Genomic DNA, 20,477 nt, shown 5'->3' on the forward strand with positions numbered 1-20,477 from the left:
CACTTCTGTTTACTATTTGAAATTCGTGAATTATTAATTCATTGTTCTTTATTTAAGATAGCCGTTAATTCTTGGTGTAAAATTATGTTTTTTGAAGTTATTTTTTTCTTTTTTCTAAAATATAAAACACTGATTGTTAATACAATAAAACTTGATGTTATGACTATGAAAATAGTAGTGAAAAAAGAGTTTTTTAGATTGTAATTTTCTTCATCTTCAACAGCTTGAATAGCTTTATATACAGATTTTGTTTCTGATGATACGACATGCTTATTATAAATTGCTGATAAGCTATCTGCTTTTTCAAAAAGTCGCCAATTTTGTTTTGCAATTGCATTTAGGCTAATTAAATTATAGATATTTCTTTTTAATGTAGAGTCTTCTGTTTTGTTTAATGATTGTAATGATTTATTAAGATAATCAAGAGAGGTTTCATAATTATTTGTTTTAAAATAATATTCACCAAGCCCTTTTAGTGAATAGGCAATCAATATATTGGTTCCAGATTTTTTGGCTAACTCATACGATTTATGATAAGCGTCTTCAGAAGCTTTCGGATCAGACTTAAAATAACAAAAACCTAAGTTGTAATAAATAACACTTTTGTTAGATGAAGCAATAAACTTATTGTTTATTTTATCATAATTTTTTATAGCCTTATTAAAATAATCAATGGCAGTTTCACAATTGTTTAAATCTTTGAAAATTAATCCTCTTACTGTGTAGTTGTAACTAATTGTTTCAAATTTTTTATCCTCGTCTTTTATTTGGTTGATTATCTTTTCAGCTTCATTTAAATAAGTTAAAGATTTATCATATAATTTTAAATTCTGATAAATAGCTGCAATACGATGAATAACATCTATTTTTTGAGAATCATTTTTTAAGTTCTTAACAATATCATATGTCTTATTTAAATAAAATAATGCTTTTTCGTTGTCTCTTAAGTTAGCAAATGCATTGGCTTTTATAAAATAACTATCAACCAATATTTTTATGTTGCCATTGCTATTTTTTATTAAAATATCAGCTTGATTTATAGCTTTTTTAGGGTTGTTATATATGTTCTCTTTTGCAGTTTGGTATATGTTTTTTAGTTTAGTAGAGTCGCTTTGTCCAAAACACATCACACCGCTTAGAATAAAAATCGTAAAATAAATATTATACTTCATATTATTTTTGAGTCAGATTAATGGTTTTTATAAAAATAGTTGGAGTCGTTCCTGTATACGATTTGAAAGCAGAAACAAAACTGCTATGAGAAGAAAAGCCACTTTCTTCAGCTAAATAAGAAATTTTGTAATTTAAATAATTGGAATCAGAAGTTAGCTTATTTAATATATACTTTATCCGAAGTTCATTTATATAGGTATTGAAATTTTTTTCTTTGTGTCTGTTAATGATATCAGATAAATATTTTGTGTTCGTATCCAATTGAGAAGCAATTAATCCAAGCGAAACATTTTTTGATAAAAATTTATTAGTTTGTTCAAAAGAGTTTAATTTTTGTAGAATAGCCATTTCTTTTTCTTTAGAGATTAAATCTGTTTTGATTTGATTTTTTACTTCATCTTTAGAATATTGATTTTCTTTCTGCGATTCTTTTAGTGAATTAATAATAGCTTTTACAACACGAGTATTTTCCTTTTTTTTGTTTAGTAAAATTGTATAAACAAGTAAGATTAATATTAATAAAGCAATAGAAATTCCAGAAATAATGTGATAGATTTTTTCTTTTTTTAATTGTTTGGTTTCAATAATTTTTGATTGATGATGAAAAATAGAATTATTTATTTTTTGACTAATTTGAAGGTTTAGGGTAGAAATAGAATCGAACTTTTCATTATAAAAATTAAATTCATTCACATTGTGATTAGCTAAATATAAACTAGCCAAATTATAATATGCATCTTTTATTAGGTCAGAATGGTTAATTTTTTTAGCATAAACTAATCCTTTCTGATAATATGAAACAGCTTCTGTATTAGATCTTTTATCAAAATAATACTCGCCTAACAATAGATTTATTCTCGCTTTGAAATAATTGCCTATTTCCTTTTTTTCTTCTAATTGAGATAATAATTGAAATGCTTTGTTATACTGATGACTTTTTAAATATAATTTAGATAGGGTTAATTCTTCTTCTGTGTTTAGAGATTTTTTCTCTAATAGTGTTTTTAATGCATTAGAATAATCACCTTTATAAAAATATTGATTTGCTTGTAAAATTGAATTTTCGTCAGATGAATTGTTTAGTAAATATTTTTCTGAAAAATCGAGTAAGTGATAACGTTGATAAATTCTATTTAAAACAAGTTCTGATTCATGTATTAACTCTGTATTATTGTCCAAAATAGCTTCAGTATTTGCCTTTGCAGCATTGTCAAGAGCTTCATCATATTTTCCTCCAAAATAATTTGCATTGGCTAGTAAAATATAAGATTCTATTAATTCTGTTTTATCATTAGAATTTCGGATAAGATATTCTGCAATGGTTTTTGTTTCTTCAGGATTATTATATAAGATAGAATTATAATCTTTCAAATATTTTTGTAATATTAATCCTTGCGCATTTGTAACTTGGCATACAAAGCATAAAAAAACTAAGGCGAATGGGTAAAATCGATTAAAAAATAAATTCATTTCCTAACAAAAATAAATTTTTTATCAATACAAATTCCTTTTTAAATCATATAAAATAATGTATCATAGAATAAAGGATATAATTATCTTTGCAGAATGGTTAGTTTTAATAAAATTTTCAAAAACTCTTTGGTGCTTACGGCAATTACATTAGCATTGTTTTTCGCACTTTACTTTTATTTTTCGTTAAATGGAACAGTTTCTGTAAAAGATTATTACACTTACAGCTTCATGATTTGCTGTTTTATTGTATTACCTTTATATGCATTATATTGTTTCTTAACAATTTTCAATTTATCGAAAAATAAAGCAAAAAATCATCAAACTTCAGAAGAATTAATGACTTTCAAAGAAGGTTTCAAAGTTGGTTTCTACACAATTTTCTTCGCAGGAATCATGAGTTTGATTGTTATTTTTGTATTCTTCAATACTTATGGAGAATGGGCACAAGATAGTTTGAAACAAGGATTGTTAGACACTTTTACGTCTAATATGTCTGATCCAAAAGTCGCAAAAGATATCGAAACATTCAGAAATTCGGATGATTATAAAACACTTAATTTATTTACTGTGAAAAACTTCTTCGGATTATTCTCAATTTTCTTATCTTTCTACATCGCAATTGCAGCGATGTTTTCACAATTCTTAAAAAAACGTGTTTTTTAACATATGGATATTTCAGTTGTTGTTCCTTTATTGAATGAACAAGATTCCTTAGAGGAATTATTCTACAGAATCAAAAAAGTCTGTGAACAGAATGATTTTACATTCGAAGTTATTTTCGTTGATGACGGAAGTACAGATGATTCGTGGCAAATTATCGAATATATTGCCAACTTCAATACAGAAGTGAAAGGAATTAAATTCCGTAAAAATTATGGTAAATCTCCAGCACTTAGCGCTGCTTTTAAAGAAGTAAAAGGTGATGTTGTGATTACTATGGATGCAGATTTACAAGATTTTCCTGAGGAAATTCCGTCGTTATACAAAATGCTGAAAAACCAAAAAGCAGATATTGTTTCGGGTTGGAAAGAAAATCGTCAAGATAATAAGTTGACAAAAAATCTTCCTTCCAAATTATTCAATGGTGTTGCACGTAAAACGTCTGGTGTAAAATTGCACGATTTTAATTGTGGTTTGAAAGCTTATCGTTGGGAAGTGACGCAAAATATTGAATTGTATGGAGATATGCACCGCTATATTCCTGTTTTAGCGAAAAATGCTGGATATTCGAGAATTATTGAGAAAAAAGTAAAACATCAAGCGCGTAAATATGGTGTGTCAAAATTTGGAGCAAATCGTTTTGTAAATGGTTTCTTGGATTTGATTACACTTTTCTTTGCATCAAGATTCGGGAATAAACCAATGCATATTTTCGGTTTATTGGGAACATTGATGTTTATTTTAGGATTTTTCGCTTCATTTTATTTAGGTATTGAGAAATTATACAAAGTTTATATTTCGCATACACCAGCCAGATTAATTACAGATAGTCCTTATTTTTATATCTCGTTAGTTTTTATGATTTTGGGAACGCAATTATTTTTGGCGGGATTTTTGGGCGAGTTAATTGTTCGTAATAATCGCGATAAACAATTGTATTTAGTTCAAAAAGAATTGAATTTAAACTAATTAAATAACCAACTACTATGAAAAAAATAATTTTATTAGGATTTTTAGGTTTAGTTGCAACTTCGTGTTCATCATCAATTGATGGAGAAGGTGCTGCAACGGCTCAAAAAGAATATACTGCTGACAATATCAAAGATTTGAGCGTTTCGTGTAATTGTAATGTTATTTTGGTTCCGGGAAATAAATCTGGAGTTAAAGTAGAATCGCATCAAAATATTATTGACAATTTAGAAGTTGAAGCAAAAAATAATGCGGTTACAATCAAAGAAAAATCAAATGTAGACCATTATAGTGCCTATGATTTGTATGTTTATGTGACGCGTGATTTAGAAAAAATCGATGTGAATAAACAAACTTCTTTGACAACTTCTGGAACATTGAATGTCGATAAATTGACAATGAATGCGAAGGATCAAGCAAGAATTAATCAAACTTTTTTGATTACAAACAACTTTGATTTAAAAGCGGAAGATCAATCTAATATCATGTTAGAAGGAACTGCTGGAACTATGAAAGTGAAAGCTTATGGCGAAGCACAATTGAATTTGTTCAAATACGAAGTCAACGAAGCTAATTTCACAACTGATGATAATGCTTTGTTAGATATCAATGCGCGCCAAACGCTTTATGGTTCTGCAAAAGGAAACTCAATCGTTAATTTTATGGGCGATCCAAATAAGGATACAAAAATTGCCGACCGTGCCCAAGTATTAAAAAAATAAAAAATAAGAATGACTTCAAGTTTAGATAATGCTAAATTATGGCTTTCTGACGCTTATGATGCGGAAACAAGAAAGGCTGTTCAAGATTTAATTGATAATAATCCAACCGAATTAGACGATTCTTTTTATAAAAACCTTGAGTTTGGAACAGGAGGAATGCGTGGTATAATGGGAGTTGGAACAAATCGTTTAAACAAATATACACTTGGTGCAGCGACGCAAGGTTTAGCAAATTATATCAATCAACAATTTCCGAATAAAGAGAAAAAAGTTGCGATTGCTTACGATGTTCGCCATAATTCGGATACGTTCGCAAAAATGGTTGCAGATGTTTTGACTGCGAATGGAATCAATGTTTATTTGTTCGAATCTTTTCGTCCAACGCCAGAATTGTCTTTCACAGTTCGTCATTTAGGTTGTGATGCTGGAATTGTGTTGACAGCTTCTCATAATCCTCCAATTTACAATGGTTACAAGGTTTATTGGAATGATGGAGCGCAAATTGTTCCGCCACAAGATGGAGAAATTATCAACGAAGTAAATAATGTAAAAGTTGAAGAAATCAAATTTCAAGGGAACGATGCATTGTTGACATATATCGGAAAAGAAATTGATGAAGCTTTTATTGATGCTTGTGTAGCAAATGGAAGTTTTACGCAAGAAGGTAAAGAAGATATAAAAATTGTTTTCACTTCTATTCACGGAACTGCAGTTGCAATTACGCCAAAAGCTTTTGAAAAAGCTGGTTTTACTCAAGTTCATCAAGTTGCTGAGCAAGCAATTCCAAGTGGAGATTTCCCGACAGTAAAATCGCCAAATCCAGAAGAACCAGAAGCATTAACTATGGCAGTTGCTTTAGCAAATGAAATTGATGCTGATGTTGTGATTGGAACAGATCCTGATGCGGATCGTGTAGGTGTTGCAACGCGTAACAATGAAGGTGAAATTGTTTTATTAAATGGTAACCAAATGAACACTGTGTTGGCTTACTATTTATTAGAAAAATGGCAAGAAGCAGGTAAATTAGTTGGAAAAGAATTTATCGCTTCGACAATTGTAACGTCTGATATTTTCTATGATATTGCTGCTAAATTCAATGTTGATTGTAAAGTTGGATTAACAGGTTTTAAATGGATTGCTGATATGATTCGCAAATTCGAAGGCAAAGAAAGTTTTGTTGGAGGAGGAGAAGAATCGTTCGGATTTATGGTTGGAGATTTTATCCGCGATAAAGATTCTGTTACAACAGCTTTATTAGTTTCTGAAATTGCTGCTGTACAAAAAGCGAAAGGAAGTTCATTGTACAATAAATTAATGGAAATCTATCTTGAAATCGGAAAAGCATATCAAGAAGATTTAATTAGTATTGTAAAACCTGGAAAAGAAGGTGCAGAGTTAATTGCTAAAATGATGGTGGAATTTAGATCAAATCCTCCAAAAGAATTAGCAGGTTCTAAAGTTGTTCGTGTAAAAGATTTTCAATCTTCTATCGACAAAGATTTGACTTCTGGTGAAGAAAAAGCGATTGAAATACCTAAGTCAAATGTATTGATTTTCTATACAGAGGATGGAAGTAAAGTAGCTTGTCGACCTTCTGGAACAGAACCAAAGATTAAATATTATTTCTCTGTAAATGCTCCACTTTCTAACAAAGAAGATTATCCAGCTGTTCAAAAAGCGTTGTTAGCGAAAATCGATTTGTTGAAAGAAGATTTTAGCAAATAATTATTTAGAATAAATATTAATATAAATAGAAAATGGCTGTCAATTTTGACAGCCATTTTTTTATATGATTAAATTTTAATGTTAGAAAAACATTGAAAATAGATAATAAAATCCTGTTGCAATAAGTGCAGAAACTGGAATTGTCAAAATCCAAGCCCATAATAAACTAATTGTAACTCCCCAACGAACAGCAGAAACTCTTTTTACCATTCCAACACCAATAATAGAACCCGTAATCACGTGAGTTGTAGAAACTGGCATTTTGATATGTTCAGTAAAAAATAATGTAATAGCTGAAGCTGTTTGCGCTGTGAAACCTTCGATAGGAGTAATTTTTGTAATTTTATTTCCCATCGTTTTTAAGATTTTCATTCCGCCACCTAAAGTTCCTAAAGCAATTGCCGAGAAACACATAATCGGAACCCAATCATGAATATCAGTACTACTTGTTGTGATGAACCAATGTTTCCAATTGAAAACATCATTCAAAATCCAATCATTCATATCAGTATTAACAATCGCAGTTTGATTGGCAAGTAAAGCAAATGTGATTACTCCCATTACTTTTTGAGAATCATTCAAACCATGACCAATACTCAACATGGCAGATGAAACCAATTGCAATTTCTTGAACCAAGCATCTGCTTTATGCGGTTTTGCATTTCGACAAAGATTCAGCGTGATGATGTAAATAACATTACCAGCGACTAAACCAATAATTGGCGCGACCAAAATGAAAGCGATAATCGTTAAGATAATTGTACTATTAATCGCAGAAAAATCATAACCTGTCGCAGCTAATGCACCTCCAGCTAATCCTCCAATCAATGTGTGAGATGAGGAAGAAGGGATTCCTAATTTCCAAGTTAAAATATTCCAAGTAATAGCGGCAGAAAGTGCTGCCATAACAACTACAGATGGATTAGAGCCAAATGCGACAACAACATCTTCTTTGATAATTTTAGCGATTGTGTCTGCAACTCCGAATTCTCCAATGATAAATTTGGCAATGAAAAAAGCAACAAAATTGAAAAATGCAGCCCAAATAACAGCCTGAATTGGAGTTAAAACCTTTGTAGTAACAACGGTTGCAATAGAGTTTGCGGCATCGTGAAAACCATTTAAGAAATCAAATAAAATGGCTAAACCGATAATGATAAATAATACAGTTAATTGCATGGCGCAAATTTAAAACTTTCTTAAACTTATCATTTATCAATTTCGAAAATTATTTCAAAAATAAAAAAGGAGCTTATAAAAGCTCCTAAATATTAATGATATTGATTGTTATTTTTAAACAAATAATGTTACGATGTAGTAAATCAATGCAGCTAATAATGCTGAGACTGGAATGGTAAGAACCCAAGCCCAAAGTAAACTAATTGTTACTCCCCAACGAACTGCAGATACACGTTTCGTTAAACCTACACCAATAATAGAACCTGTAATTGTATGCGTTGTAGAAACTGGAATTCCGAAATGCTCAGAAATATAAAGCGTCATTGCTCCTGAAGTTTCAGCTACTACACCTTCTAATGGTGTTACTTTTGTAATTTTAGACCCCATTGTTTTGATGATTTTCCATCCACCACCCATTGTACCTAATGCGATAACAACAAACGATGTAATAGGAACCCACATCCAATGCGCTACGAAATATTGGAATTTATCTTCTGCTTGTACATAAGCTGGGTCAAAATCGACATTCATGTGATAGAAGATAACCGCTGCTCCAATAATACCCATTACCTTTTGCGCATCATTCATACCGTGTCCTAAAGAGAAAAGGGCAGAAGAAACCAATTGCAATTTCTTGAACCACCATTCTGCTTTTGCAGGTTTGGCTCTTTTACAAATATGAAGCGTGATTATGGTTAATATTGAGGCGATAATCATACCAATTAATGGTGCTAATACAATAAAGCATACAATAGGAATTACTTTTTTGTAAACAATTACATCTTCTCCACCAGCAGAAAAACCACCAGCATGAGCTAATGCAGCTCCAATAAAACCACCAATTAATGTATGAGAAGAAGAAGAAGGAATACCAAACTTCCATGTTAATAAGTTCCAAGAAATGGCAGCGATAATTCCAGCTAAAATAACTTCTAGTGTAATAAAATGCTCGTTAACCGATTTTGCAATCGTATTACCAATCTTAAATTCTCCAATCCAATAGACCGAAATAAAATAAGCTGCAAAGTTGAATGCTGCTGCCCAAAGTACAGCCTGAAAAGGTGTTAAAACCTTAGTAGCGACAATGGTAGCAATAGAATTTGCTGCGTCGTGAAAACCATTTATATAATCAAAAACAAAAGCTAAGACGATAATAGTAATCAATAACATTCCTGGCGTTGACGTAAGCATGCTCGAAAACGCTGAAAAAAATTCTGTCATAATCTTTTAGATTAAGTTATGGTTATGAGTGTTTTACCGCTACTGCTTCCAATACATTTGCAACACTTTTACACTTATCTGTTGCAGATTCTAATGAAGATAAAACTTCCTTGTATTTGATGATGTTTTTGGCATCAGTTTCGTTCTCAAAAATTTCTTGAACCGCTTTATCAAAAATACGATCCGATTTATTTTCTAATTTATTGATTCGTTCACATATTTCGTAAATACGATTTACGTTTCTCAAATCTTTCAATTGCTCAATTCCTTCACCGATTAATTGACAAGCCTCTAAGTTAACAGCTGTAATTTTGCGGATAGATTTTGTAATTTTATCTACTTGATAAATATTGATACGATTCGCTGCACCATTTAAATTATCTGCAACATAATCGATAGATTTTACTAATTGATAAATATCTTCTCTGTCAAAAGGCGTGATAAAGTTTTTACTTAACTCTAAATTTGTTTTTTGAGTAAGATATTCAATTTTACTTTCGATTTTAGAAATTTGTGCGATGTAATCTTCGCGTTCCTCAACTGGAGCGTTTACACATTCGTGTAACAATTCAGCTAATTTGATTAAACTTTTTGAAGCCTCCTCGAACAAAGGATAGAAAACTTTATCCTTTGGAGTAAATAATTTAAAAAATGAGTTTACCGACATTTAATAATGTTTTGAAGTGCAAAATTAATTTTTCTAATGTAAAATTAACATTAAATAAATGTTTACACGAAATAAACTTGATAATCTTTTCAATTTTAATTGCTTAAAATTAATTAAAATTGAAAAATGATTTAGTAACTAGTTTTTTAACTTTTATTCATTATAAATTGATAAATTTATGATAGACAAAAAACGAATACTTTAAAATTAATGTAATACTATAAAATGAAACCTCTACAATCTGAAAATCATCATCAATTTTTATCAACGCATTTTCTTGATCAAAACCCTCTTGGGTTTGCTTACTTCTCTGGTAACGAATTGTTGTTGTCTTATGCTAATTCCAATTTTTATAAATTTTTAGGTTTACAAAATAGTGTTATTGGAAACGTTGCAAAATCAATTTTTGAAAAGACTCAGCTTCTCGAAATTTATTCGATGATTACGAAAGTTTATCATTGCAATAATAGTTCGAAAGAAATGAAAGTTGTTGGTTTAAAAAATGAAGATAAAGGACAAACTGATTTTTTAGAGATAATTGTTTCATCTGTTATTAGTCCAGATAATAATTCTGTAGAAGGGGTTTCTGTTGTTATAAAGGAGATTGTTGAGCAAGATTACAATGAAAACACTTTAGAAAATTCTATCACTAATTTTGATTACATAGTTTCAAATTCATTGGCTTCTACAATTGTTCTAACTGGAATTGATCCAATAATTGAAGTAGCTAATCAAAAAATGGTTGAATTTTTAGGGAAAGGAAATTCACTTTCTGGTAATAGACTTTTTACTGTTTTTCCTGAATTAGAAACAGAAAATTTCCTGAAATTATACAAGAAAGTATATGTTGATAAAGTAGAGCAGGAGGAAAAGGAGTTTAAAGTAGATTACTTTTATAATAATATTCTTTGTAGTAAGTTTTTGCATTTGTTACTACGACCAAAATTAAATAATAATCGAGAAGTAGTCGCCATCATCATCTCGTTAATTGATATTACTGATTTAATCGAAACACGTGAAAAGCTTAGAAAAAATGAGAATCTGTTAAAAGCTTTTTTAGAACATGTTCCAGTTTCAATAAATGTTTTAGAAGGAGAAAATTTTGAGTATAAATTATCTAATAGTCTAACAGATCAGATTTGGGGGCATCATGTCGAAATAGGTTCTACTGTAAAAGATACAGTTTCATATATAAAAGATCGACCTATTTATAAAGATTTGCAATCGGTTTTTAAGACAGGTGAGCAAATCGAAAGAAAAGAACATCAGTTTTTAGATAATAATGGAAATATAAAATATGTCAATTATATTTTGCAGCCAATCAAAGATGAAGAAAATAAGGTTGAATATATTTTGACTTTAGGTTATGATGTGTCGAATGAAATTGAATATAAAAACAAATTAGAAGCTAACGAGAAGCGATTTAAAATTTTAGCAGATTTTATGCCTCAATTTGTTTGGACTTCAGACAAAGATGGTGTTGTGACTTATTTTAATAGAAATTGGTACGAAATATTTGGATTGGATGATAATATTGATCTGGATAAGAATTTTTGGAGTTTATTACATCCAGAATCTCTTGATAAAGTGCGAAATAGTTGGATGGATGCAGTCCGTCAAAATTCTACTTATGAAGTAGAATATCAATTAGTGAATCCAATTACCAATATCAGCAAATGGTATTTAGCACGTGGAAAAAGAGTTTGTAATGATAATGACGAAATTGAACTTTGGATTGGTACTTGTACAGATATTGATGATTTCAAACAATTACAGAAACAAAAAGACGATTTTATTGGAATAGCTAGTCATGAACTGAAAACGCCTTTGACAAGTTTAAAATTGTATGCACAATCTGTAGAAATAAATCTTCGAAAACAAGGAGATGAAAAAAATGCTGAAGTTGTTAAGAAAATGGAAACACAAATCAATAAACTGAATAAGTTGATTTCAGATTTGTTAGATGTTACCAAAATCCAAAGTGGACGAATGGTTTTACAAGATTCTATTTTTTTGATGGAAGATTTGGTTGCTGAAATTGTAGAAGAGCAGCAGATGTCTACAAAAACACACACAATTATTTTGAATAAAGAAAGTGTTGGATATATACGTGGTGATAGAGATAGAATAGGGCAAGTTTTGAGTAATCTTATTAACAATGCAGTGAAATATTCGCCAAATGCAAAAGAAGTAGAAGTAAATTTAGAGTTGATTGATGGTTTTGCAAAAGTTTCAATAAAAGATAACGGTTTTGGAATTCCTCAAAATAAAATTCACCAAGTTTTTGATCAATATTTCAGAGTAGGTAGCGAATATGAACAAGGAATTAATGGTTTGGGATTAGGATTGTTTATTTGTGCTGAAATCATAAATAAAAGTAGTGGTCAAATCTATGTCAAATCAGAATTACATAAAGGTTCTACTTTCTGTTTTGAGTTGCCAATTCTCAAATAATTTTTTCAATTATTCGCGATTATTATCATTTTTGAAATAAAAGATTTTACTATTATTGATTTTCTTGGTGAAATCTTTCTTCCACGTTAAAATACTGTAAAAAAATACTTAGCGAATTATAAAATTTTATAAATCAATGCAAAATAAATGTCTAAATATTTTTTTTTGCTAGAATATTTTGTAGTTTTGCATGCCCAAAAAATGGGTTTAATCCAAATTTAAAAGGAAATTTAATTAGTATGCCAACAATTCAACAATTAGTTAGAAAAGGTAGAAAAAAACTAACCAAGAAGAGTAAATCGGCTGCATTGGAATCATGTCCACAACGCCGCGGTGTTTGTACACGTGTTTACACTACAACTCCTAAGAAACCTAACTCAGCAATGCGTAAAGTTGCTCGTGTTAGATTAACAAACGGGAAAGAAGTTAACGCGTACATCGGTGGTGAAGGTCATAATCTTCAAGAGCACTCGATAGTATTGGTTAGAGGAGGTAGAGTTAAAGATTTACCAGGTGTGCGTTACCACATTGTACGTGGAGCGTTAGATACTGCGGGAGTAAACGGACGTACTCAACGTAGAAGTAAGTATGGAGCGAAACGTCCTAAAGATGCTAAAAAATAAATTTAAGGTAAGATGAGAAAGACAAGAGCTAAAAAAAGACCTTTACTTCCAGATCCTAAATTTAATGATCAGTTAGTAACTCGTTTCGTAAACAACTTAATGTACGACGGAAAAAAATCTGTAGCATTCAAAATTTTCTATGATGCGTTAGAAATCGTAGATTCTCGTAAAGAAGATGCAGAAAAAACTTCATTAGACATTTGGAAAGAAGCATTATCTAATGTAATGCCTCACGTAGAAGTACGTTCTCGCCGTGTTGGTGGAGCTACATTCCAAATTCCAATGGAAATTCGTCCAGACCGTAAAATTTCAACAGCAATGAAATGGTTAATCAAATATTCTCGTAACAGAAACGAGAAATCGATGGCTCAAAAATTAGCTGGAGAAATTATTGCAGCTGCTAAAGAAGAAGGATCTGCCGTTAAAAAACGTCAAGATACTCACAAAATGGCAGAAGCTAACAAAGCATTCTCTCACTTTAGATTCTAATACACGATGGCAAGAGATTTAAAATACACAAGAAACATTGGTATTGCTGCTCACATCGATGCAGGAAAAACTACAACGACAGAGCGTATCTTATTCTATTCAGGTAAGAATCATAAAATTGGAGAAACTCACGAAGGATCAGCTACAACTGACTGGATGGAGCAAGAGGCTGAAAGAGGTATTACAATTACTTCTGCAGCTGTAACAGTAGATTGGACATTCCCAACAGAACAAGGTAAACCATTACCAGACGCTAAAGGATACCACTTTAATATTATCGACACTCCTGGTCACGTTGACTTTACAGTAGAGGTAAACCGTTCTTTACGTGTTTTAGATGGTTTAGTTTTCTTATTCTCAGCAGTAGATGGAGTTGAACCTCAGTCTGAAACAAACTGGCGTTTAGCAGACAACTATAAAGTTCCTCGTTTAGGTTTCGTTAACAAAATGGACCGTCAAGGAGCTGACTTCTTAAATGTATGTCGTCAAGTACGTGAAATGTTAGGATCAAACGCTGTTCCTATCGTATTACCAATCGGTGACGAAGCAGACTTTAAAGGAGTTGTAGATTTAATTAAAAACCGTGCAATTGTATGGCATGATGAGAATCATGGTTCTACATTTGATGTTGTTGAAATCCCAGCTGATATGGTTGACGATGTAAGACAATTCCGTGGTCAATTAATTGAAGAAGTAGCTGCGTACGACGAGAACTTATTAGAGAAGTACATGGAGGACGAAAACTCTATTACTGAAGAAGAAGTTCACGCTGCATTACGTGCTGCAACATTAGATATGTCTATCATCCCAATGACTTGTGGATCTTCGTTCAAAAACAAAGGTGTACAATTCATGTTAGATGCTGTATGTCGTTACTTACCATCACCAAGTGATAAAGAAGCGATCCCAGGAACTGACCCAAAAACTGATGAGCCTATCACAAGAAAGCCTTCAGTTGATGAGCCATTCGCAGCATTAGCATTCAAAATTGCTACTGACCCATTCGTAGGTCGTTTAGCATTCTTCCGTGCTTATTCAGGTGGATTAGACGCTGGATCTTACGTGTTAAATACTCGTTCTGGTAACAAAGAACGTATTTCTCGTATCTTCCAAATGCACGCGAACAAACAAGAACCTATCGAGAGAATCGAAGCAGGTGATATTGGAGCTGCAGTAGGTTTCAAAGATATCAAAACAGGAGATACTTTATGTGACGAAAAAGCACCTATCGTATTAGAGTCTATGGACTTCCCAGATCCAGTAATTGGTATCGCAGTTGAGCCTAAAACGAAAGCTGACGTTGATAAATTAGGTATGGCTTTAGCTAAATTAGCTGAAGAAGATCCAACATTCCAAGTAAAAACTGATGAGGCTTCTGGTCAAACAGTTATTTCTGGTATGGGTGAGTTACACTTAGATATCATCGTTGACCGTTTAAAACGTGAATTTAAAGTAGAGGTTAACCAAGGAGAGCCTCAAGTAGAGTACAAAGAATCATTCTCTCGTCCAGCTAATCACCGTGAGGTTTACAAAAAACAATCAGGTGGTCGTGGTAAATTTGCTGATATCGTTTTCGAAATGGGACCAGCAGATGAAGGAAAAGTAGGTTTAGAATTCGTTTCTGAAATTAAAGGTGGTAACGTTCCAAAAGAATTTATCCCTTCTATTGAGAAAGGTTTCAAAGCTGCAATGAAGAATGGACCTTTAGCAGGATTCGAAATGGATTCGTTAAAAGTTACTTTAAAAGATGGATCTTTCCACCCTGTGGATTCTGACCAATTATCTTTCGAGTTAGCTGCTCAAATGGGTTATAAAGCCGCTGCAAAAGCTGCTGGTGCTCAAATCTTAGAGCCTATCATGAAGTTAGAGGTTTTAACTCCAGAAGAAAACATGGGTGACATTGTAGGTGACTTAAACCGTCGTCGTGGTCAAGTATCAGGAATGGATGATAGAAATAACGCTAAAGTTATTAAAGCTATGGTTCCATTAGCAGAAATGTTCGGATATGTAACTTCATTACGTACATTATCTTCTGGTCGTGCTACATCTACAATGGAATTCGATCACTACGCTCCAGCACCAACAAACGTGTCTGAAGCTGTAATCGCTAAAGCAAAAGGTAACGCTTAATTCAAGAAAAATGAGTCAAAAAATTAGAATAAAATTAAAATCTTACGATTATTCTTTAGTTGATAAATCAGCTGAAAAAATCGTAAAAACTGTAAAAGCTACAGGAGCTGTTGTTAATGGACCAATTCCATTACCAACTCACAAAAGAATCTTTACAGTTTTAAGATCTCCACACGTTAACAAAAAATCTCGTGAGCAATTTCAATTATCAGCTCACAAAAGATTATTAGACATTTATTCTTCTTCATCTAAAACAGTTGATGCTTTAATGAAGTTAGAATTACCTAGTGGTGTTGAAGTAGAAATTAAAGTATAGTTAGCTGTATTTTAAATAAATATAAACCCTGAGACGTGCACATCTCAGGGTTTTTTTTATTAATAGATATTGAAATAAGATAAAAGTTAAATGAATTTTAATAATTTCTTATCTATTATTAGTTGTGCTAAGAACTAAGTTAAATTTTATTTAGTAATAGTTTTATAGCTCATAATTTGACCTCTCAAGGACTTTTGAAAAAGAAGTTCGTGTTTATAGTTTATCTTCGATCACTTCAATACAAGAAAAAGTACGTTCATAATTTATCTTTTGTGTATAGGTTTAAAGTTTTTTTTCTAGTATCATATCGCATGATTACTTAAATAGTATTTAAACCTTTATTTACTTTCTCTTTTTCTCATAATTTAGATAATAATAATTCAAAATTATCCAAATTTGACATTTGCTATAGTAATAAAATCCTAATTTCTTCTGTAGAATCATTAGATAACATTTGTTATTGACGACTCTTTTATAAAAAAAATTATTGCTTCCTAAATAATATTTTCTCTTTCCTGTGTCGAAGTCTAAGTTGTTTTTAATAAAAATCTTATTTAATTAATAAGCATTTATAAACAAGTTTTAATGAGTTGTATTTCATAAGAATTGAATAATTAACTCGCTGAATAAATTGATATTCAATAAATTATGTTGTGAAATATTTTGAAAAATCCTTTTTTCATTTTTTCTTTGCGTTAACTAATTTTAAAACTATGAAGAAAAATTTATTCAGTTTTGTCTTAGTCGTAATGTTATCTTCAATTTCTTACGGACAAATAGGCATAAACACAGATAAACCTACATCAACATTGGATGTTTCTACTAAAAAAAATGGCTCGATTCTAGAACCACAACCTTATGGAATTCAAGCTCCACGTCTAACAAAACAAGAGTTGTCAAATTTACCTGCGAATACATATGGTACCAATCAAGAAGGGGTAATTATATATATAAATAATGTGACAGGAAACAACTTTGTCGACTCAACTAAAAAAATCACAAAAGAAGGTTATTATTATTACAATGGTAAAGAATGGATAACAATGGAAGGAAGTTCTTCTGCTTTTGGAGGTTGGAATATTGTAGGGACAGAAGCTAACGGTACTACTAGTTCACAAAATATTTATCAAATGGGAAGAGTAGGAATCAATACTGACAATCCAATTCATCAGTTAGATGTCAACGGAACAATGAAAATTAAGAATCTTACAAATGGAGATGCTTCAGTAGTTAATGATGATTTCGGCTTATATAATCAAAATGCTAACTCTTGGATGAGATTTGCTGTAAAAGGAAGTGATAACAATGAAAATGGTAAATCTGCAATAGCTTTCTATACAACAGCTACAGAGGCTAAACCAAATGGAGGTTCGGGAACAGCAGCTATGATGATAGCTGGAGGGCGTGTAGGTATAGGAACAAATAATCCCGATACTAATTATAAACTTAATGTTATAGGGAATTCACGCTTTAATGATAAAATAGTAACTGGTAAAAATTTATCGATTGAGGGAGATACAGGAGTAGACAGTAAATATCTTTTAAGTTTACAAGTAGCTAAATCTGGAACAACTTACGGAAGAATGGATACAGATAGAGGAATGAGATTTCATGAAAATGGCAATAACGTAGCGGAAATCACAGCAGGTTTGGTAGGTGCTTCAAATTTAAATATACCTAATGATGATTCGAACAGATACCTATCATTTAAAGTGAGGAATACAGATAATATTAATTCATCTACAATGATTATTAGAAGTTATGGTGATAAATCTCAAGACAGTAGAGTTGGAGTGGGAACGGTTAATCCAGGAAACAAATTGGAAGTAACAAGTGGGACAGAGGGTAATTCTGGATTACGCTTAACAAATATTAAAAACGCAGAAAGTTTAGCAACGAATGAAAATGGTGATATTGTAGCGATATCTTCTAATAAAATGAATGTTACTCTAGCCGCAAATCAATCAACAAATTCAATTAACTTAAAATCAGGAGGAGAGTCAAGTGCGGTCGTTAGAATATTAGATAGTTGTGGTCAAAGAATTTCTTTCAAACTTTTTGTAACAGGAGAAGGAAGCAATTGGGGCTTTGACTATGATAGTGGTACAGTGGCGTCGAAAGGTACTGCAATTACAACTATTACTTCTCAAAAAATATCTAATAAAGAGATGAAAATAACAACAACAGGGTTGTTATGTAGCTCAGGAGGATATAATGGAACAGTTAATTTTACCGCTAAAGTAGAAGATGGTAAATTAGTAATAACAAATAGTTAATGTTAAATATGAAAATATATCTAAAGTTTATAACATTAATTAATTGTTTGTTCTTTATAAATTTTTCTTACGCAAAAATAACTGAAGTAAACAAAAATAAAGAATTGGCTAATGTCATTACAGATCCTGTAATTGTGGAAGTAAAACAATTATTGAGTACATGGACTGATCGCGAAAGATTAGGAACTCAATTTCCTCAAGCTGATTTTACAATATCAGGAATATATTTACCCGCAGGAAATTCGTTGACTGTAAAAGTTGAAACTCTGATCAATCCAACTGATGGTGCGAAACCTATGATTGTATTAGGAACGCCAGGAAGAGATGGCGAAGAATGGAATCTCCCTAAATTTACGTTAAACGAAGGTGTGAATACGATCAAGCCACAGCTAACAGGGAAGATGGTTTATATAAGATACGTTTCAGAAAATAAAACTCCGAGTGGTAAAGTAAGAATTAGTTTCGAAAATACAACAGAATATATCAAACATCCTTTATATATACAAGGAACAACTACGGTAAACGATTTTATTAATCAGATGAAAGAAGCACCAGCAGAAGTTGATGCTATAATGACAGATAATAAATATTCTATACTTGTTTTTCCTTCGGTATCTATTTTGAAATTTCTTTTACCTGGAGATAAACAATACAGTCCTAATAATATTGATTTTTTATTAAAATTATACGAACGAATAATGAAAATATCTTGGGATGGAATGGGGCTTAGCGATAGTGACCCTAATCCATTGCATCATCTTCCAAGTACTGACAATAGGCTTTTTGTAACAGAGAGTAGAGTATCTTTAGGAGATGCTGTAATGAATGCGGTAAATTATCGCATAATGGTATCTAATTCAGATTCTCAGATAATAAAAATGCTGAGTCCTACAGAATTGTATGGGAACCCTTGGGGTGTTGCTCACGAATATGGACACTTAATGCAACAAAACAATGTGAAACCAAATAGTATGGGGGAGGTTAGTGTAAATTATTATGTAGTTAATGTAAAAGAAGTTTTTGATAAAGAATTAGGTTTACCACCATTTATTAGAAAGAATAAATCTTACTGGGATAATATGATAGATAAACTTTCTCATCCAAAAGAAGAACCTAATTATTGGAGAAGTAGTGGTGATGATATGTTTTCTTTTTTTGATCAACTGAGAGTTATTTTTGGAAATGATATTTTTAGAGTACTTTCTAGAATTGTTAGAGAACAAGGAAATCAAAGTTTAGATTTAAGCGATGACGATGAAAAAAAATATAATTTATTGAGTAAACTAATAGAAATAACTGGATACGATTTAAGATATACTTTTGAAAAATGGGGAATGTTAAAAAGCTTAAATCCATATTATAAAGAAAGTATTAATAGATTAATTGAAGAAAGAAATATTCAACCATCTTCATATGACGAAGTTTTTTATCTTGTTACTCCATATAGCACTCCTAATCCATTACCTGTACTACCTCTACCTTTGCAAGGTATAAAAACATATACAAACACTGATTTGCAACCAACAAATGAGTTAGATTCAAAAAACAAATATTGTAATTACGAAAGTAAAACAGGGGATTTTAAAGATACAAGAGATGGAAAAATCTATCCGTACAAAACATATGGAAACAAAGATTGGTTTATGACAAATTTGAACTACGCAGATTCAGAATCAATAGCCGTTCCTACAGATCTTACAGGGCAAGTTTATGGCAAATATTATTTTATTGCTTCGAGTAAAAATGTATGTCCTTCTGGATGGAGTTTGTCTTCTTATTCTGATTGGCAAGATTTAATTTTTTTTGTAAAACAAAATTATGAACTGAACGATTCTCAAACAATAGCTTCATTAAAATGTGGAGGAGATAGAGATAAAGTTACAGACGGTTTGTGGGGAAAAGGGCCGGGAAGCTATTCAGAACAAGAATTAATAAACAAAGTAGGTTTTAATATGTTGCCAGCAGGATTGTACGATTCCAACATAGCTGGTTACGAAACAAAAAAAGATGAACTTGGGTCTGGAGCCCGATTTAAGACAGAAAATTGGTTTGTCCAGAATTTTGATAAATATACTGATGTGACAAGTAGAAATAATCGAAATAGTAGACATTCTAGCTCTGTAAGATGTGTAAGAACATCTGTAAATGCAAACAATGTTCAGTCAAAAGCAAATTTCGAAATTGAAATAATAAATGAGAATAATTAGAATATGAAATTTATTTATTCAAAAATTTTAATTAAAATGAAGTTGAAATAACTTGATATAAAAATAATTAGAACTAATTTTGTTGTTTATAAATTAATTCATACATTTGCATGCTAATTTTAGAGAAGATCTCTAGTGGTCGAAAGCCCACATTCTCTGAAATATTAAACAAATTATTAACATATTTTAATCA

At 31.2% G+C, this 20,477-nt stretch carries 16 protein-coding genes; 11 read left to right on the forward strand and 5 right to left on the reverse strand.

Annotated features, from left to right (window positions below; all coding sequences use genetic code 11):
- Nucleotides 1-38 precede the first annotated feature (38 nt).
- Together FH779_RS02090 and FH779_RS02095 are read right to left on the reverse strand one after the other, a co-directional pair.
- Complete coding sequence (locus tag FH779_RS02090; RefSeq protein WP_180905895.1) at nucleotides 39-1,172, reverse strand: tetratricopeptide repeat protein; 1,134 nt, start codon at nucleotides 1,170-1,172, stop codon at nucleotides 39-41.
- A gap of 1 nt (nucleotide 1,173) precedes the next feature.
- A complete protein-coding gene (locus tag FH779_RS02095; RefSeq protein ID WP_180905896.1) occupies nucleotides 1,174-2,544 on the reverse strand; it encodes a helix-turn-helix domain-containing protein in 1,371 nt (456 codons plus the stop codon).
- 195 nt (nucleotides 2,545-2,739) lie between these two features.
- On the opposite strand from FH779_RS02095, the gene FH779_RS02100 reads away from it, so the two are divergent.
- Genes FH779_RS02100 through FH779_RS02115 form a run of 4 tightly spaced genes read left to right on the forward strand, consistent with a single transcriptional unit; the run spans nucleotide 2,740 to nucleotide 6,722 of the window.
- Complete coding sequence (locus FH779_RS02100; RefSeq protein WP_180905897.1) at nucleotides 2,740-3,309, forward strand: DUF4199 family protein; 570 nt, start codon at nucleotides 2,740-2,742, stop codon at nucleotides 3,307-3,309.
- A gap of 3 nt (nucleotides 3,310-3,312) precedes the next feature.
- Nucleotides 3,313-4,275: a glycosyltransferase family 2 protein gene (locus FH779_RS02105; protein ID WP_180905898.1), complete on the forward strand. Its 963-nt coding sequence runs from the start codon at nucleotides 3,313-3,315 to the stop codon at nucleotides 4,273-4,275.
- A 17-nt stretch (nucleotides 4,276-4,292) separates the two neighbouring features.
- A complete protein-coding gene (locus tag FH779_RS02110) occupies nucleotides 4,293-4,997 on the forward strand; it encodes a GIN domain-containing protein (RefSeq protein ID WP_180905899.1) in 705 nt (234 codons plus the stop codon).
- Between the two features lie 9 nt (nucleotides 4,998-5,006).
- A complete protein-coding gene (locus FH779_RS02115; protein WP_180905900.1) occupies nucleotides 5,007-6,722 on the forward strand; it encodes a phospho-sugar mutase in 1,716 nt (571 codons plus the stop codon).
- A gap of 81 nt (nucleotides 6,723-6,803) precedes the next feature.
- Here the strand turns inward: FH779_RS02115 and FH779_RS02120 are convergent, their stop codons facing one another.
- The 3 genes from FH779_RS02120 to FH779_RS02130 all read right to left on the reverse strand — a co-directional run bounded on the left by FH779_RS02120 (nucleotide 6,804) and on the right by FH779_RS02130 (nucleotide 9,789).
- A complete protein-coding gene (locus tag FH779_RS02120) occupies nucleotides 6,804-7,901 on the reverse strand; it encodes an inorganic phosphate transporter (RefSeq protein WP_114999000.1) in 1,098 nt (365 codons plus the stop codon).
- Between the two features lie 114 nt (nucleotides 7,902-8,015).
- Nucleotides 8,016-9,122: an inorganic phosphate transporter gene (locus FH779_RS02125; RefSeq protein WP_244958006.1), complete on the reverse strand. Its 1,107-nt coding sequence runs from the start codon at nucleotides 9,120-9,122 to the stop codon at nucleotides 8,016-8,018.
- A 22-nt stretch (nucleotides 9,123-9,144) separates the two neighbouring features.
- Complete coding sequence (locus tag FH779_RS02130; RefSeq protein ID WP_019974212.1) at nucleotides 9,145-9,789, reverse strand: DUF47 domain-containing protein; 645 nt, start codon at nucleotides 9,787-9,789, stop codon at nucleotides 9,145-9,147.
- Between the two features lie 225 nt (nucleotides 9,790-10,014).
- Here FH779_RS02130 and FH779_RS02135 point away from each other — a divergent pair, with 225 nt between their 5' ends.
- From FH779_RS02135 to FH779_RS02165, 7 genes are all read left to right on the forward strand, one after another.
- Nucleotides 10,015-12,243, forward strand: coding sequence for a PAS domain-containing sensor histidine kinase (locus tag FH779_RS02135; protein ID WP_180905901.1), 2,229 nt, complete (start codon nucleotides 10,015-10,017; stop codon nucleotides 12,241-12,243).
- A 239-nt stretch (nucleotides 12,244-12,482) separates the two neighbouring features.
- On the forward strand, nucleotides 12,483-12,866 hold the full coding sequence (gene rpsL / locus FH779_RS02140) for a 30S ribosomal protein S12 (RefSeq protein WP_019974211.1): 384 nt from the start codon (nucleotides 12,483-12,485) through the stop codon (nucleotides 12,864-12,866).
- A 12-nt stretch (nucleotides 12,867-12,878) separates the two neighbouring features.
- The gene (gene rpsG / locus FH779_RS02145; RefSeq protein WP_019974210.1) at nucleotides 12,879-13,355 is read left to right on the forward strand and encodes a 30S ribosomal protein S7; all 477 of its coding nucleotides are present in this window, start codon (nucleotides 12,879-12,881) and stop codon (nucleotides 13,353-13,355) included.
- 6 nt (nucleotides 13,356-13,361) lie between these two features.
- Complete coding sequence (gene fusA, locus FH779_RS02150; protein ID WP_180905902.1) at nucleotides 13,362-15,485, forward strand: elongation factor G; 2,124 nt, start codon at nucleotides 13,362-13,364, stop codon at nucleotides 15,483-15,485.
- Between the two features lie 10 nt (nucleotides 15,486-15,495).
- The gene (gene rpsJ / locus FH779_RS02155; RefSeq protein WP_019974208.1) at nucleotides 15,496-15,801 is read left to right on the forward strand and encodes a 30S ribosomal protein S10; all 306 of its coding nucleotides are present in this window, start codon (nucleotides 15,496-15,498) and stop codon (nucleotides 15,799-15,801) included.
- 713 nt (nucleotides 15,802-16,514) lie between these two features.
- The gene (locus FH779_RS02160; protein WP_180905903.1) at nucleotides 16,515-18,077 is read left to right on the forward strand and encodes a hypothetical protein; all 1,563 of its coding nucleotides are present in this window, start codon (nucleotides 16,515-16,517) and stop codon (nucleotides 18,075-18,077) included.
- Between the two features lie 8 nt (nucleotides 18,078-18,085).
- Complete coding sequence (locus tag FH779_RS02165; protein ID WP_180905904.1) at nucleotides 18,086-20,284, forward strand: M60 family metallopeptidase; 2,199 nt, start codon at nucleotides 18,086-18,088, stop codon at nucleotides 20,282-20,284.
- Nucleotides 20,285-20,477: the final 193 nt, after the last annotated feature.

This window comes from Empedobacter falsenii, assembly GCF_013488205.1.
Taxonomy (GTDB): Bacteria; Bacteroidota; Bacteroidia; order Flavobacteriales; family Weeksellaceae; genus Empedobacter; species Empedobacter falsenii_C.